This window comes from Enterobacter cloacae complex sp. P29RS (assembly GCF_014893445.1).
GTDB lineage: Bacteria > Pseudomonadota > Gammaproteobacteria > Enterobacterales > Enterobacteriaceae > Enterobacter > Enterobacter intestinihominis.
The window spans coordinates 118,759-135,049 of the sequence record NZ_JADBPZ010000013.1; the positions used below are offsets into that span (position 1 = coordinate 118,759).

The following is a 16,291-nucleotide window of genomic DNA, read 5'->3' on the forward strand; positions in this document are numbered from 1 at the left end:
GAAGCGCAAATTTCTCCCCTGTCCGGGTTATCCCTATACAAGACAGACGCAAACGTTTTCGTTTATACTGCCCGCATCTTTTTCAGGGGGATTTTTATGACTCGTTTAGGAACTGCGCTGCGTCCTGCCGCGACGCGCGTCATGCTGTTGGGATCGGGTGAACTGGGTAAAGAAGTGGCCATTGAATGCCAGCGTTTGGGTGTGGAAGTGATTGCGGTGGACCGTTATGCGAATGCACCCGCCATGCACGTCGCGCATCGCTCGCACGTCATCGATATGCTTGACGGTAATGCCCTGCGGGCGTTAATTGCCGACGAAAAACCGGATTTCGTGGTACCTGAAATTGAGGCCATTGCCACTGAGATGTTGGTTGCCCTTGAACAGGAAGGCCAGCGCGTGGTGCCCTGTGCCACAGCGGCAAAACTGACCATGAACCGGGAAGGCATTCGTCGCCTGGCGGCAGAAGAATTACAGCTCCCGACCTCCAGCTACCGTTTTGCCGGGGATAAAGCTGCGTTTCTCCAGGCCGTAGAGGAGATTGGCTACCCGTGCATCATTAAGCCGGTAATGAGCTCCTCCGGCAAAGGGCAGAGCTTTATCCGCGACAGCAGCACGCTGGACAAAGCCTGGGACTATGCCCAGCAGGGCGGCCGTGCCGGTGCCGGGCGCGTCATCGTAGAAGGCGTGGTGAAGTTTGATTTTGAAATTACCCTGCTCACCGTCAGCGCCGTGGATGGCGTTTATTTCTGCGACCCGATTGGTCATCGCCAGGAAGACGGCGATTATCGCGAATCCTGGCAGCCGCAGCAGATGAGCGCGCTGGCGCTGGCACGCGCGCAGGAGATCGCCCGCAAAACGGTGCTGGCGCTGGGCGGCTACGGCCTGTTCGGCGTGGAATTGTTTGTTTGCGGCGACGAGGTGATCTTCAGCGAAGTCTCCCCTCGCCCGCACGATACCGGGATGGTCACACTGATTTCGCAGGATCTCTCTGAGTTCGCGCTGCACGTACGTGCTTTCCTCGGCCTGCCGGTTGGCGGCATCCGTCAGTACGGCCCGGCAGCCTCGGCGGTGATCCTGCCGCAGCTGACCAGCCAGAATGTCACCTTTGATAACGTCGAAGGTGCGGTAGGCGCAGGCTTGCAGGTTCGGCTGTTCGGCAAACCGGAGATCGACGGAAGCCGTCGTCTGGGCGTGGCATTAGCGACCGGGGAAAACGTGGACGAAGCCGTCGCGAGAGCGAAAAAAGCGGCCACTGCGGTGAAAGTGACAGGGTAAATAACTAAAGGCTGGTCAAGTAAGCGACCAGCCACATAGCATGATTAACGTTGTTTCGTTTCTATCGCTTCCATTCGTATTCCATGTCCTCGTAGGCTTCATTCGTTTTCGAGATGAAAACAAAACTACCGAGGCCTATAAAAATAACGAAGGGAATGATTATGCTCGCAATCAGTTCCCAGATTGCTGGCGGATCGTTTTGCGCCAGGAAACTGATACGATAGGCAATGAGGGATAACACGCAGAATAAAGCCGCCATCCCCGCAGGATAAAGGGGATTACTCCAGTTACACCAGGTAAGTTTATTTGGGATAGCTGTCTTCATGGAGGAAAGCGCAGTAATACAAAATTTGTTTTTGTCTGAATATGCTACCAGTTGCTCCCCCTGGGCATATTTTACCGCATCCGCCGCAAATGCCAGAGCCAGCCACCGATACCCGGCACTCTTTGCGCCCAGAGAGGCATCGATATCCAGCCGTTCCACCGTGAGCGCTTTTTTGTCCAGTGCCTGCATTAATGGATATTTTTCAATACGGGACAGCCCGGTATACCAGAGATTTTTCGGCGTAAGTACCGAACCCGTCTCAAGGAAGACCGCCATTTTGTCCTCTACATCGGTCACATCAGACATAGGCTGATATAAATATACCGGTTTTTCGCCCTCCTCCCGGACATAATGACTGGTCAGCAGGAATGCACATGCATTTTCCATGTTCTTTGATTCGCCGCTTTCTTCATGTAAATGAACGATAACAATCAGCCGGTTTTCAACTCTGTAATCAGATAAGTTCATCCATTGGCTAACGATCGCGTAGTCAGGGCATTCTGTGCTGTACTCAATTTTACACGTGCTGGCCGTTTCAATACCCAACCGCTCCAGAGTGCGCCTCAGTTCATCAATGCAGGATCCACTCCCTCCGTGAACCCAGACAACGGTTTCAAAAATACGGTAGTTATAGCCCTTCAATTTTTCTGCCATCGGGTCCAGTAAGCGGTAAAACATCTGTTCATTCCTGGTCTGGTCGAAGCGATCTTCCAGCTGAATGTTAACCGGCGTTTTCGGTGCCAGCGGAAATTCGCCTTCCAGTTTCAACATATTCAGCGCGGGTTGCTCCAGGGGGGTTATTGAAGACCATGCTGCGATAGCCATATTTTTCCGCGCATACGCCTTTAAATTAATCTCCTGCTCTTTTGCTATGAATTTTCGGGTTTCAGCATAATGAATGTTGGCGTCATGAAATATGAAACTTGTAAAAACTAATAACGACACAACACAGATGGGCAGAATAACTGAAGGCACAAAAAAGAGAGCCGTAACGTGTTCCTGTTCAGGCCAGGTTAGAGCCCGGATCGCGAGGCCCATTGCGACGGCTATCACATAGAGGAAAACAATCATGACGACTGGCACAGTGGAATCCGGGTCTGGCTGTTTTTTGTATATAGGGGATCCCAGAAAGTACGGCGCGATAGTGTTCAGCACGGCTGCCGCGGATAATCATCGCAGTTATCACAAACCCGGACTTAAACCCGTCAGGTACAGGCCCTGCAGGATAAAACATAATGCCTGGCTGAAGCTCGGGATCGCTGGTTGTCGCCCCCAGAACACTCTGTCCGTTCAACAGGCGTTCATAACGCAGACGGGCGTAAAATGCGGCGGTTTCCGCCTCTTCACCGTGAAAATCCCCCGCAGCAAGATAGTGATCGGCATAGTGATAGTGTTGGCCTGTCGTTACACCTTCGGGAATATCGCTCGTTTTAATGGTCTTATCCGTCTGCGGCGATTGCGGGTCACGGTAGTTATAGGTGCGAACCAACACATTTTTTGGGATCAGGCCGTGCTGCTCCTCCAGATCGGTGATGTATTCGTTATAACTGGTCATGCCTGAATGTCGGACATAAGGCATCTGTTTGTCGCTGAAGTTGTAACGACGCGCAGAATCCCCAAAAATAACGACGGTTTCCGTTTTCACTTTGTTGTGATTCTCAAAACGGAACCAGATCCCTATCTCTGCCAGCAGCCGACGGATGAACCGCAAATCGGTTTCTTTCCACTGAATGATCATTTCCCGTCGTGGATAGCTGTGGCTCAGTTGCTCAAAATCAATGTTGTAGCCGTCAAAGTGACCACTGTCCTTCATCAGCTTTGTAACGAGCTCCGGGACTGTCATGTTCATGTAAACCGCAGAACGGTAATTTTGATCCAGCAGCGCCAGCTCATGCTCCAGCACGCATTCATACAGTGCTTCGTCACCTGAAGACATCAGCCGGGAAAATTGGGTGATCGTGCCATTAATCTGGCGAACCGGCAGCCAGGAGGTTTGCCCATGCCATGAGGCTTCCAGATTGGGTGCACGCAGAATAAACTCAGCCCTTTGATTAAGAACAGCATTAATGGCAATGTTTTGATCCGGACTGGTAAAGCGAATGGTATAGCGATAAGGCTCGCTTAATATCTCTTTTCCTGTAAAAGAATGAACATCAGAAATAACATTTTTGCTACGCGGGAAATACAATAAATATCTGTTTAACGTGTCCCACCGTTGAGCCACCTCAGATTCCCCTGACATTATTATTTATCCTTTTAACAAACATTCCGTTTATTAAAAACAATACACCTATCGTTCTCCTATTAAAATACCCAACCTCAAGTTGAATTGACTCAAAGGAAGTAATATTATTCACAGAATAAATAAAAAGAGCCCAGGCAATTTCATCACAGATAAATTAAGAATGAATTATTCATCAAATATATAAGTGAGGGATTATTTAATAATGAAGAATGATACGCCTGGGGATTAGGGATATTAAAAATGTTTGTGGGAAGAAGAAGAACTTATACATGCTGGTCACATAAAGTGACCAGCATCAGGCCAGAGGGCCTGCTTTATGCATTGAGCATTTGTTACTGTTTCGCGCCTTCTACCGCTTCGCGAGCCAGTTTAGTAATGCGATCCCAGTCGCCTGCTTCCAGCGCATCCGCCGGAACCAGCCAGGAGCCACCGATGCACAGCACGCTTTTCAGCGCCAGGTAGTCGCGGTAGTTGGCCGGAGAGATGCCACCCGTTGGGCAGAAACGCACCTGGGAGAATGGGCCTGCAATCGCCTGCAACGCTTTGGTGCCGCCGTTCGCTTCAGCCGGGAAGAATTTAAACTCTTTCAGGCCGTAGTCCATGCCCAGCATCAGTTCAGAAACGGTGCTGATACCCGGGATCAGCGGAATAGTACCTTCGGTTGCGGCTTTCAGCAGCGGCTCGGTCAGGCCCGGGCTGATGGCAAACTGTGCGCCCGCTTCGGTCACTTCCGCCAGCTGCTGCGCATTCAGAACCGTACCAGCACCGATGATCGCTTCCGGCACTTCTTTGGCGATAGCGCGAATCGCATCCATCGCACAGGCAGTACGCAGGGTCACTTCCAGAACACGAACGCCACCCGCAACCAGCGCCTTCGCCATTGGGACAGCGTGCTCCAGTTTGTTTACCACAATAACCGGCACGACAGGGCCAGTAGTCAGGATTGCTTCTGCACTTGTTTTCCAGTTTTTCATCAGAGTCTTCTCTCGCCAGATCGTTAAAATCAAGTCGTCTTAAAACGTAATACAGGTTGCGCCCTGCTCCGCACCGGAGAGTTTCTCACGCAACGCACCAAACATCTCGCGTCCGGTACCCACTCGGGATGCGCTCAGGTCAGGAATATGTGGCTGACGCGCCGTCAGCTCTGCTTCGTCCACCAGCAGGGTTAACTCGCCTGTCTGACCGTTAACGCGGATCATGTCTCCATCATGGACTTTCGCCAGCAGGCCGCCGTCGTAGGCTTCCGGGGTGACATGAATCGCTGAAGGCACTTTACCGGATGCCCCCGAGAGGCGTCCATCGGTCACCAGCGCAATTTTGAAACGGCGGTCCAATAATACACCAAGCGGCGGCATAAGTTTATGTAATTCTGGCATCCCGTTCGCTTTTGGTCCCTGATGGCGCACCACGACTACGCAGTCTTTATCAAGCAGACCCGCGTCGAAGGCAGGTAAAACGTCGTGCTGGCTTTCAAACACCACCGCCGGGGCTTCGATAACCTGATTCTCTTCCGGCACGGCAGAAGTTTTCATTACGGCACGCCCAAGGTTACCGCTCAGCACTTTGGTGCCGCCGTGAGGAGAGAACGGCTGTTCGTAGGTCGCGATAACCTGAGGATCGAGCGAGTTGCTCGCCCCCTCGCGCCAGTCCAGCTCACCGTTGTTCAGCCACGGCTCAAGGGTATAGCGATGCAGGCCAAAGCCCGCCACCGTGTTGACATCCTCATGCAGCAGGCCGCCTTTCAGCAGCTCGCGCATCAGCACCGGCACGCCGCCCGCGGCCTGGAAGTGGTTAATGTCCGCCGGACCGTTCGGGTACAGACGAGCCATCAGCGGTACCACGGAAGAGATCTCGGAGAAGTCATCCCAGTTGATCAGAATGCCCGCCGCGCGCGCCATCGCGACAAGGTGCATGGTATGGTTGGTTGAACCGCCGGTCGCCAGCAGGGCGACAATCCCGTTGACGATGACTTTTTCATCCACCATTTTGCCCATTGGCATCCACTCGTTGCCGTTACCGGTCAGACGCGTCACCTGACGGGCTGCGGCTTCGGTCAGCGCTTTACGCAGTGGCGCATCCGGCTGGATGAACGACGAGCCCGGCAGCTGCATCCCCATAAACTCCACCACCATCTGGTTGGTGTTGGCCGTACCGTAGAACGTACAGGTGCCCGGCGCGTGATAGGACGCGGCTTCCGCTTCCAGCAGCGCCTGACGGTCCGCTTTTCCTTCGGCATACAGCTGGCGGATACGGACTTTTTCCTTGTTTGGCAGACCGCTTGCCATCGGGCCTGACGGCACAAAAATCGCTGGCAGATGGCCAAACGACAGCGCGGCCATCACCAGCCCCGGGACGATTTTGTCGCATACGCCCAGGTAGAGCGCGCCATCAAACATATTGTGAGAGAGGCCCACTGCCGCCGACATGGCGATCACTTCGCGGCTCAACAGAGACAGCTCCATACCGTCCTGTCCCTGAGTCACGCCATCACACATGGCCGGCACGCCGCCTGCAACCTGGCCCACCGCGTTCACGCTGTGCAGCGCATTGCGGATGATAGACGGGTAAACCTCATACGGCTGGTGGGCTGAAAGCATGTCGTTATAGGAGGTAATAATGGCGATATTGTTACGCAGCATGCTTTTCAGCGCGTCTTTATCACCAGGCTGGCAGGCGGCAAAGCCGTGGGCCAGATTCCCGCAGGCCAGCTGTGAGCGATGGACCGTTTCACTCTTCGCCTGTTCGATGCGGGCAAGGTAGGCAGCACGGGTCTCTTTCGAGCGTTCAACGATGCGTTGTGTTACGCGTAACAATGTCGGATTCATAAAAGCTCCTCTAATTTATCTGTCCAGGCTCGGGAGTTTACACAGTTTCTGACGGTTGTTAACAACGCTGAAACGCCTGATATCCGGAGCGCAGGGGCAAAATGTCTGAAGGGAGTGTAATAAAAAAAGCTCCGCGGGTGAATCCACGCGGAGCTTAAAAGATTAAAAATTATGCCACTTGCTGTGTTAGATCATGTTACCGGTAAAATAACACCTTTGGGCTAGAGATGGGGGTTATTCAAACTCGTTCCAGGAGCGGCCATCACGGGTGATCATCGCAACGGAGGCGACAGGTCCCCATGTTCCCGCCTGATACGGTTTTGGCGCGTCCTGGTCGGCTGCCCACGCTTCGGTGATTGAGTCCACCCACTTCCACGCCTCTTCCACTTCATCGCGGCGGACGAACAGCGCCTGGATACCACGCATGGTTTCCAGCAGCAGACGCTCGTAAGCATCGGCCAGATGCGTCTGGTTGAAAGTTTCAGAGTAACTCAGGTCGAGCTTGGTGGTTTGCAGGTTGTGTTTGTGATCAAGACCCGGCACTTTGTTCAGGATCTGAATATCCACACCCTCGTCCGGCTGTAAACGGATGGTCAGTTTGTTCTGCGGCAGTTCCTGCCAGGATTCTTTGAACAGGTTCAGTTCCGGATTTTTGAAGTAGACCACCACTTCGGAGCATTTTGCCGGCAGACGTTTCCCGGTACGCAGGTAGAACGGCACGCCGGCCCAGCGCCAGTCGTCGATATCCACGCGGATCGCCACAAACGTCTCGGTGTTGCTGGACTTGTTCGCGCCCTCTTCTTCCAGATAGCCAGGGACTTTTTTCCCCTGGGCAAAACCTGCGGTGTACTGGCCGCGCACGGTTTTCTCACGCACGTTGGAGCGGTCAATACGGCGCAGTGATTTCAGCACTTTCACTTTGGCGTCACGAATGCTGTCGGCCGTCAGATCTGACGGTGGAGACATGGCAATCATGCACAGAATTTGCAGCAGGTGGTTCTGGATCATGTCACGCATCTGGCCGGCCTGGTCGAAGTAGCCCCAGCGGCCTTCAATGCCCACCTCTTCCGCCACGGTAATTTCCACGTGGTCGATAGTGCGGTTGTCCCAGTTGTTCACAAACAAGGAGTTGGCAAAACGCAGCGCCAGCAGGTTCAGAACCGTCTCTTTACCCAGATAGTGGTCAATACGGTAAACCTGACACTCCTCAAAGAACTCGCCCACCTGGTCGTTGATTTCACGCGAGGTTGCCAGCGACGTACCCAGCGGCTTCTCCATCACCACGCGCGCCGGTTTGGCGTTCAGCTTCGCTTCGCCCAGACCTTTGCAGATGGCGCCGAAGGTGCTTGGCGGCATGGCGAAATAGTTAATGGTGACGCGATTTTCCTGGTCCAGCATTTCACCCAGACGGGTAAAGGCGCTTACATCGTTGACGTCCAGATTGCAGAAATCGAGACGCCCGCTCAGCTTATCCCAAAGGCTTTCATCGATTTTCTCTTTCATGAAGGTTTCGAGCGCCTCGCGCACGACTTTGGTATAAGCCTCCTTATCCCAGTCGGCGCGCCCTACCCCAAGGATTCGGGTATCGGGATGGATCTGGCCCGCTTTTTCGAGCTGATACAGGGAAGGCAGCAATTTTCGGCGTGCAAGATCGCCTTTCGCGCCGAAAATGACCAGGTCACATGCCTGGGCTGTTTGCGTTACCGCCATGTCATTCTCCTCAGTTAGATCTCCTGGTACTCTGCCAGGTATCGTTGTAATTTTATTACAATGCACTGTACTGCTTTTACGCGTTTCCTGAAACCATTAGCGCTTAACGACGCGTGCGATACGGTGATTTTTCGTCGCCGGTGCCATAATGCCCGTCTGGTGACGCAACTAATGTCGATTCTTTGCGCAACAGGGTCAGAGCAAAACCCGACGTCGATCAAGTAATGAAAAAAAACAACAACATTTCTTGTCGACGATTACCCTTTCGGGTGTCCCGGGGGTAATATCGGCTAAATCGAATCAAGGTTTCATCTCTATGAAATCGTTTATGCCCTCACGAGCGTCTTGTTAACAATGAACATGCTGGAAAAAATCCAGTTTCAACTGGAACACCTTAGCAAATCCGAGCGCAAAGTGGCTGAAGTTATTCTCGCCGCGCCCGCTCAGGCGATTCATTCAAGCATCGCCGCTCTGGCACAGGAATCGGGCGTCAGCGAACCGACGGTCAATCGATTCTGTCGTAGTCTGGACACCCGCGGCTTTCCTGATTTTAAACTGCATCTGGCACAAAGTCTGGCAAACGGTACCCCGTATGTTAATCGCAATGTAGATGAAGACGACAGTGTTGATGCTTACACCGCAAAAATATTTGAATCGGCAATGGCCACGCTCGACCATGTTCGCCAGTCTCTGGACATGAGTTCAGTGAATCGCGCGGTCGATCTTCTCACGCAGGCCAAACGGATTGCTTTCTTTGGCCTTGGCTCGTCCGCCGCCGTGGCGCATGACGCCATGAATAAGTTCTTTCGCTTTAACGTGCCGGTGATTTACTCCGATGACATTGTGCTGCAACGCATGAGTTGTATGAATTGTAGCGAAGATGATGTCGTGGTACTCATCTCCCATACGGGCCGCACCAAGAGCCAGGTGGAGCTGGCGCAACTCGCGCGTGACAACGATGCGATGGTCATCGCCCTGACGACGGCAGGTACGCCGCTGGCCCGGGAAGCAACGCTCGCCATTACCCTGGACGTACCGGAAGACACCGACATGTACATGCCGATGGTCTCCCGCCTGGCGCAGCTGACGGTCATCGACGTGCTGGCGACCGGTTTTACTTTACGCCGGGGCGCAAAATTCCGGGATAACTTGAAGCGGGTCAAGGAAGCCCTGAAAGAATCGCGTTTTGATAAAGAATTGCTTATAAAGAGCGATGTTCCCTAATAACGACGATGTACGATTTACGGCATTCGGTCCCCTCGCTACTGCCTTGCGATAGATGAAGGCCGATTCTATGTTCACGCAACACCAAAGTTGTTTCAGTCAACGGAGTATTACATGTCCAGAAGGCTTCGCAGAACCAAGATCGTCACCACCCTAGGCCCGGCCACCGACCGCGATAATAACCTCGAAAAGATTATCGCCGCGGGTGCCAACGTGGTGCGCATGAACTTCTCTCACGGTACGCCAGAAGACCATAAATTACGTGCCGACAAAGTGCGTGAAATCGCAGCTAAACTGGGCCGCCATGTTGCTATCCTCGGTGACCTGCAAGGTCCAAAAATCCGCGTATCGACCTTTAAAGAAGGCAAAGTCTTCCTCAACATCGGCGATAAATTCCTGCTGGATGCCAACCTGAGCAAAGGCGAAGGCGATAAGGAAAAAGTGGGTATCGACTACAAAGGTCTGCCTGCTGACGTTGTGCCTGGCGACATACTGCTGCTGGACGACGGACGCGTACAGCTGAAAGTGCTGGAAGTTCAGGGTATGAAGGTGTTCACCGAAGTGACCGTCGGCGGCCCGCTCTCCAACAACAAAGGCATCAACAAACTCGGCGGTGGCCTGTCTGCCGAAGCGCTGACCGATAAAGACAAAGCGGATATCGTGACCGCAGCGCAGATCGGCGTGGATTATCTGGCCGTCTCCTTCCCCCGCTGCGGCGAAGATCTGAACTATGCTCGCCGCCTGGCGCGTGATGCAGGCTGCGATGCGAAAATCGTAGCGAAAGTGGAACGCGCTGAAGCGGTCTGCGATCAGGACGCGATGGACGACGTGATCCTGGCGTCTGACGTGGTGATGGTTGCCCGTGGTGATCTGGGCGTGGAAATTGGCGACCCTGAACTGGTCGGTATCCAGAAAGCGCTGATCCGTCGCGCGCGTCAGCTGAACCGCGCGGTGATCACCGCCACCCAGATGATGGAATCCATGATCACCAACCCAATGCCAACCCGTGCGGAAGTCATGGACGTGGCGAACGCCGTGCTGGATGGTACTGATGCGGTGATGCTGTCAGCAGAAACCGCTGCGGGTCAGTATCCGGCGGAAACCGTGGCCGCCATGGCGCGCGTCTGCCTGGGTGCGGAGAAGATCCCAAGCATTAACGTCTCCAAGCACCGCCTGGATATCCAGTTCGACAATGTGGAAGAAGCGATTGCGATGTCCGCGATGTACGCAGCCAACCACCTGAAAGGGGTCACGGCGATCATCACCATGACCGAATCTGGCCGTACCGCGCTAATGACGTCTCGCATCAGCTCCGGTCTGCCGATCTTCGCCATGTCCCGTCACGAGCGTACGCTGAACCTGACGGCGCTGTATCGCGGCGTGACGCCAGTCTACTTCGACAGCACCAATGACGGTGTGGCCGCCGCGCACGATGCTGTGAACCTGCTGCGCGACAAAGGTTATCTGGTATCCGGTGATATCGTTATCGTGACGCAGGGTGACGTGATGAGCACCATCGGCTCAACCAATACCACCCGCGTACTGACCGTAGAGTAAGCTCCGATCCCCTCTCCCCTAAGGGGAGAGGGGTGAAGGTTTCCTATTTCTTCGGGAAAAGCTCTTTACGCTTGTACGGCTCTGTTTCGCCAGGTTTACGCGTTTTGAGCAACTTCAGGATCCACGTATATTGCTCCTTATGTGGCCCCACCAGCACTTCCACCTCTTCATTCATGCGGCGTGCAATGGTGCGATCGTCCGCGGTCAGCAGATCGTCCATCGGCGGACGTACCTCAATGCTCAGGCGATGCGTTTTACCGTCATAAACCGGGAACAGCGGGATCACGCGGGCGCGGCAGACTTTCATCAGGCGACCAATCGCGGGTAGCGTAGCTTTATAGGTCGCGAAGAAATCGACAAACTCGCTGTGCTCAGGACCGTGATCCTGATCGGGCAGATAGTAGCCCCAGTAACCCTGACGTACGGACTGAATGAAAGGCTTAATGCCATCGTTACGGGCGTGCAGGCGTCCGCCAAAGCGACGGCGCACGGTATTCCAGACGAAATCGTAGATTTTGTTTCCCTGATTATGGAACATCGCCGCCATTTTCTGGCCCTGCGATGCCATTAACATTGCCGGAATGTCGACCCCCCAACCGTGCGGCACCAGGAAAATCACTTTTTCATCATTGCGACGCATCTCGTCGATGATTTCCAGCCCTTTCCAGTCAACGCGGTCGACGATCTTTTCCGGCCCTTTCAGCGCCAGTTCCGCCATCATCGCCATGGCCTGTGGCGCGGTGGTATACATGTCATCAATGATTGCTTCGCGTTCGACGTCGGTTTTATCCGGGAAGCAGTACAGAAGGTTTATTTGCGCCCGGCGGCGTGCGCTTTTACCTAAGCGCCCTGCCAGGCACCCCACTTTTCCGAGCACCGGATCGCGGAGGGAAGCAGGTAGCAACGCCATGCCAGCAAACGCGTATACGCCAAGCCAGGCGCCCCAGTTACGCGGGTGGCGAAAGGATTTTTCAAACTCGGGAATGTACTCAATATTGTTTTTTTTGGTTTCCATGCGGGTTCCAGGGTCTGGTGACGCAAAAATATATTCAGATAGTGTAGCGAGGCAGCCGTCCGCGTACAAAAGAAAAAGCCGGCGCACACTGACGCCGGCTTATTTTTGAGGGTGTTAGCTTAGTCGAAGCGCAGCTGTGGCATCACCTCTTTCACCTGCGCCAGGTAATCTTTGCGATCTTTCCCGGTCAGCCCTTCGGTGCGCGGCAGTTTCGCCGTCAGCGGGTTAACCGCCTGCTGGTTGATCCACACTTCGTAGTGCAGGTGCGGGCCCGTCGACCGGCCTGTGTTACCGGACAGCGCGATGCGATCGCCACGTTTCACCTTCTGGCCCGGTTTGACCAGCAGTTTACGCAGGTGCATGTAGCGGGTGGTGTACGTGCGACCGTGACGAATAGCCACGTAATAGCCAGCAGCACCGCTGCGTTTCGCCATGACCACTTCACCATCACCTACCGCCAGCACTGGCGTGCCCTGCGGCATGGCGAAGTCAACGCCACGGTGCGGCGCTACGCGGCCCGTTACCGGGTTCAGACGACGCGGGTTAAAGTTGGAGGAGACACGGAACTGTTTCGCCGTTGGGAAACGCAGGAAGCCTTTTGCCAGGCCCGTACCGCTGCGGTCATAGAACTTACCGTCTTCCGCGCGAATGGCGTAGTAGTCTTTGCCGTCTGAACGCAAGCGAACACCCACCAGCTGGCTCTGCTCGCGCTTACCGTCCAGCATTTCGCGGGACATCAGGACAGAGAACTGATCGCCTTTTTTCAGTTTGCGGAAATCCATCTGCCACTGCATGGCTTTGATCACCGAGCTGATTTCAGCGCTGGTCAGGCCAGCATCGCGGGCACTGGAAACAAAGCTGCCGCCGACGGTCCCTTTCATCACGCTGTTAACCCAGTCGCCCTGCTGCATTTCACTGGTCATTTTGAAACCGTTTGCGGTGCGATCGTAGGTGCGGGTTTCGCGACGGGACATCTCCCAGGTCAGACGTTGCAGATCGCCGTCGGGCGTTAAGGTCCAGGAAAGCTGCTGACCAATTTTCAGGTTACGCAGCTCTTTATCGGATGCGGCAAGCTGGCTAATGTTGCCCATGTCGATACCGTACTGGTTCAGGACGCTGCTCAGCGTATCGCCAGTAGAAACAACATATTCATGAATGCCGGTTTCATTCTGGATCTTGTCATCCAGCTCATCCTGGGGAATAGCTTCATCTTCCTGTGCGGCCTGATCGATAGGCTCGCTGGCCTCAGGCAGCAGAGAGCGGATCTCGCTCTTCTCCAGTTCGATGGTTTTAATAATAGGGGCAGAACTCGGGTGGTAAACATAGGGCCGCCAGACGGCGACCGCTAACGTGAGAACTGTAAGCGACCCCAGCATAACGCGGTGGGGTCGAGGCAGATTGTTAAATGCCAGGGCGACAGAGCGGGCTATCTGTTGCACGTATTCACTTCCTCGTTAATCTCCTTTCAGGCAGCTCGCATACTGATTCGCCAGTTGGCTGAGGAACTGCGAATAGCTCGCTTTGCTCAACTGGATGTTCGTACCTAGCGGGTCAAGGGTTCCCATGCGCACGGATGTTCCCCTGGCCACGGCTTCTACGACCGCTGGCCTGAACTGTGGCTCAGCAAAAACGCATGTCGCTTTTTGCTCAACCAACTGTGTTCTGATTTCATGTAAACGCTGCGCACCAGGCTGAATTTCAGGGTTGACGGTAAAATGCCCCAATGGGGTCAGACCGTAATGTTTCTCGTAATACCCGTAGGCATCATGAAAAACGAAGTACCCTTTTCCTTTAAGCGGTGCGAGCTCGTTACCCACCTGTTTGTCGGTTGCGGCTAATTGAGCCTCAAAATCCTTCAGGTTGGCGTCGAGTTTGATTCGACTTTGCGGCATAAGTTCCACTAATTTGTCGTGGATTGCAACCGCTGTAAGCCGCGCTATCTCTGGGGAGAGCCAGAGATGCATGTTGTATTCACCGTGATGGTGATGGTCGTCACCTTTTTCGCCATGAGCATGGTCGTGGTCGTGTTCGTCGCCCTCGTCCTCAGCCCCTTTCATCAGCAACGGTTTCACAGCGGACAGCTCACCAATCGTCACCTGTTTCTCCGCAGGGACCTGTTTAGCGGATTTCTGCATGAACGCTTCCATCTCAGGACCAATCCAGACGACTAAGTCCGCGTTCTGTAAGCGTTTTACATCAGACGGACGCAGAGAATAATCATGCTCGGAGGCCCCGTCAGGCAGAAGAACCTCTGTGTCCGTCACACCGTCGGCGATGGCAGCGGCGATAAAGCCAAGTGGTTTAAGCGAAGCGACAACGGCAGCGTTAACATCTTGTGCTGTTGTCCCCCAAAGAGCAGCGGATAAAGCTGCGAAAAGAAGCGTATTTTTCTGTAACATAATGCGACTAATCATCGTAATGAATGCGTGGAATGTGATATTATAACATTCGATGACTTCTGCAAGCTTAAATTGACATGACGACTTTAGTTTCTCTTGAAAATGTTTCGGTCTCGTTCGGCCAGCGCCGCGTCCTTTCTGACGTGTCGCTGAATCTGAAGCCCGGCAAAATACTCACGCTGCTCGGCCCTAACGGTGCAGGCAAATCGACGCTGGTGCGCGTCGTATTAGGCCTGGTAGCCCCTGACGCAGGTGTTATCGTCCGCGAGGACAAATTGCGTATCGGCTATGTGCCGCAAAAATTACATCTTGATGCCACCCTGCCCCTGACGGTGAGCCGCTTCCTGCGTCTCCGTCCCGGTACGCGTAAAGCGGATATCCTACCGGCGCTAAAACGCGTTCAGGCGGGACATCTTGTTGAGGCGCCTTTGCAAAAGCTGTCGGGCGGTGAAACCCAGCGCGTATTGCTTGCCCGCGCCCTGCTCAGCAGCCCTCAGCTGCTGGTCCTGGACGAGCCGACGCAGGGTGTCGACGTCAACGGTCAGGTTGCGCTGTACGATCTTATCGACCAGCTCCGTCGGGAGCTTAACTGCGCAGTGCTGATGGTCTCCCACGATCTGCATCTGGTAATGGCCAAAACCGACGAAGTGCTGTGCCTGAACCATCACATCTGTTGTTCCGGCACGCCGGAAGTGGTGTCAATGCATCCCGAATTTATCTCCATGTTTGGCCATCGTGGCGCCGAACAGCTGGGCATCTATCGCCATAATCACAATCACCGCCATGATTTACAGGGACGAATTGTCCTGCGTCGGGGAAATGGACACTCATGATTGAACTGTTACTGCCCGGCTGGCTGGCCGGGATTATGCTTGCCTGCGCCGCGGGTCCACTCGGCTCGTTTGTCGTCTGGCGCAGAATGTCCTATTTCGGCGATACGCTGGCCCATGCGTCATTGCTGGGTGTCGCGTTTGGTTTGTTGCTGGACGTAAACCCGTTTTATGCGGTGATTGTCGTCACGCTGCTGCTGGCCGCCGGTCTGGTCTGGCTGGAAAAACGCCCTCACCTGGCCATTGATACCCTGCTCGGCATTATGGCGCACAGCGCCCTGTCGCTGGGCCTGGTGGTGGTGAGCCTGATGTCAAACATCCGCGTGGACCTGATGGCTTATCTGTTCGGCGATCTGCTGGCCGTCACGCCCGAAGATCTGATTTCCATTGCCATTGGCGTGGTGGTGGTGCTCGGGATCCTGCTGTGGCAGTGGCGGAATTTACTGGCAATGACCGTCAGCCCCGATCTGGCCTTTGTCGACGGCGTGAAGCTTCAGCGCGTGAAGCTGCTCTTGATGCTGGTGACGGCGTTAACCATCGGGGTGGCGATGAAATTTGTTGGCGCGCTGATCATCACGTCGCTGTTGATAATCCCTGCCGCCACGGCGCGTCGTTTTGCGCGTACGCCGGAGCAAATGGCCGGTATCGCGGTGATTATCGGAATGATCGCGGTGACGGGCGGCTTAACCTTCTCGGCGTTCTATGACACGCCAGCAGGGCCGTCGGTGGTATTGTGCGCGGCGGTGTTGTTTATTTTCAGTATGATGAAAAAGACCGCGCAGTAGTCAGCATGTCCCCGGTGGCGCTTCGGTATGAACCGGAAACATGGGTAACACTTTAGACCGGATACATGGGTAACAGTTATAACTGGCATAGAAGAGGAGAC

13 protein-coding genes are annotated in these 16,291 nt (G+C 54.3%); 5 read left to right on the forward strand and 8 right to left on the reverse strand.

Annotation, left to right across the window (positions count from 1 at the left end):
* The first annotated feature begins 96 nt into the window (after positions 1-96).
* Entirely contained in the window at positions 97-1,275 is a 1,179-nt protein-coding gene (gene purT / locus IM282_RS11965) for a formate-dependent phosphoribosylglycinamide formyltransferase (protein WP_023300436.1), read from the forward strand.
* A gap of 61 nt (positions 1,276-1,336) precedes the next feature.
* Here the strand turns inward: purT and IM282_RS11970 are convergent, their stop codons facing one another.
* The 5 genes from IM282_RS11970 to zwf all read right to left on the reverse strand — a co-directional run bounded on the left by IM282_RS11970 (position 1,337) and on the right by zwf (position 8,380).
* Positions 1,337-2,683 (reverse strand): hypothetical protein, encoded by a 1,347-nt coding sequence (locus IM282_RS11970; RefSeq protein ID WP_241973725.1) that lies wholly within the window; start codon positions 2,681-2,683, stop codon positions 1,337-1,339.
* The gene (locus IM282_RS11975) at positions 2,604-3,842 is read right to left on the reverse strand and encodes a type VI secretion system Vgr family protein (RefSeq protein ID WP_226839867.1); all 1,239 of its coding nucleotides are present in this window, start codon (positions 3,840-3,842) and stop codon (positions 2,604-2,606) included. The genes IM282_RS11970 and IM282_RS11975 overlap by 80 nt, the downstream gene beginning before the upstream one ends.
* A 335-nt stretch (positions 3,843-4,177) precedes the next feature.
* Positions 4,178-4,819, reverse strand: coding sequence for a bifunctional 4-hydroxy-2-oxoglutarate aldolase/2-dehydro-3-deoxy-phosphogluconate aldolase (gene kdgA / locus IM282_RS11980; RefSeq protein ID WP_023300441.1), 642 nt, complete (start codon positions 4,817-4,819; stop codon positions 4,178-4,180).
* Between the two features lie 39 nt (positions 4,820-4,858).
* The gene (gene edd, locus IM282_RS11985) at positions 4,859-6,670 is read right to left on the reverse strand and encodes a phosphogluconate dehydratase (protein ID WP_192970426.1); all 1,812 of its coding nucleotides are present in this window, start codon (positions 6,668-6,670) and stop codon (positions 4,859-4,861) included.
* A 234-nt stretch (positions 6,671-6,904) separates the two neighbouring features.
* Complete coding sequence (gene zwf, locus IM282_RS11990) at positions 6,905-8,380, reverse strand: glucose-6-phosphate dehydrogenase (RefSeq protein ID WP_022648481.1); 1,476 nt, start codon at positions 8,378-8,380, stop codon at positions 6,905-6,907.
* Between the two features lie 354 nt (positions 8,381-8,734).
* Here zwf and IM282_RS11995 point away from each other — a divergent pair, with 354 nt between their 5' ends.
* Together IM282_RS11995 and pyk are read left to right on the forward strand one after the other, a co-directional pair.
* Positions 8,735-9,604 carry a MurR/RpiR family transcriptional regulator gene (locus IM282_RS11995; protein WP_003859769.1) on the forward strand — a complete coding sequence of 290 codons (870 nt, stop codon included), beginning with the start codon at positions 8,735-8,737 and terminating at the stop codon, positions 9,602-9,604.
* A 114-nt stretch (positions 9,605-9,718) separates the two neighbouring features.
* On the forward strand, positions 9,719-11,161 hold the full coding sequence (pyk, locus tag IM282_RS12000; RefSeq protein ID WP_003859767.1) for a pyruvate kinase: 1,443 nt from the start codon (positions 9,719-9,721) through the stop codon (positions 11,159-11,161).
* A 43-nt stretch (positions 11,162-11,204) separates the two neighbouring features.
* On the opposite strand, the gene lpxM is transcribed toward pyk, so the two are convergent.
* The 3 genes from lpxM to znuA form a co-directional block, all read right to left on the reverse strand.
* Positions 11,205-12,176 (reverse strand): lauroyl-Kdo(2)-lipid IV(A) myristoyltransferase, encoded by a 972-nt coding sequence (lpxM, locus tag IM282_RS12005; RefSeq protein WP_022648482.1) that lies wholly within the window; start codon positions 12,174-12,176, stop codon positions 11,205-11,207.
* 119 nt (positions 12,177-12,295) lie between these two features.
* Entirely contained in the window at positions 12,296-13,615 is a 1,320-nt protein-coding gene (gene mepM, locus IM282_RS12010; RefSeq protein WP_022648483.1) for a murein DD-endopeptidase MepM, read from the reverse strand.
* A gap of 15 nt (positions 13,616-13,630) precedes the next feature.
* On the reverse strand, positions 13,631-14,575 hold the full coding sequence (znuA, locus tag IM282_RS12015) for a zinc ABC transporter substrate-binding protein ZnuA (protein ID WP_032622452.1): 945 nt from the start codon (positions 14,573-14,575) through the stop codon (positions 13,631-13,633).
* A 77-nt stretch (positions 14,576-14,652) separates the two neighbouring features.
* Between znuA and znuC the strand changes: the two genes are divergently transcribed.
* Both znuC and znuB read left to right on the forward strand, forming a co-directional pair.
* Positions 14,653-15,408: a zinc ABC transporter ATP-binding protein ZnuC gene (gene znuC / locus IM282_RS12020; protein WP_003859757.1), complete on the forward strand. Its 756-nt coding sequence runs from the start codon at positions 14,653-14,655 to the stop codon at positions 15,406-15,408.
* Positions 15,405-16,190, forward strand: a complete 786-nt coding sequence (gene znuB, locus IM282_RS12025; protein WP_022648485.1) for a zinc ABC transporter permease subunit ZnuB — start codon at positions 15,405-15,407, stop codon at positions 16,188-16,190. The genes znuC and znuB overlap by 4 nt, the downstream gene beginning before the upstream one ends.
* The last annotated feature ends 101 nt before the right edge of the window (positions 16,191-16,291 follow it).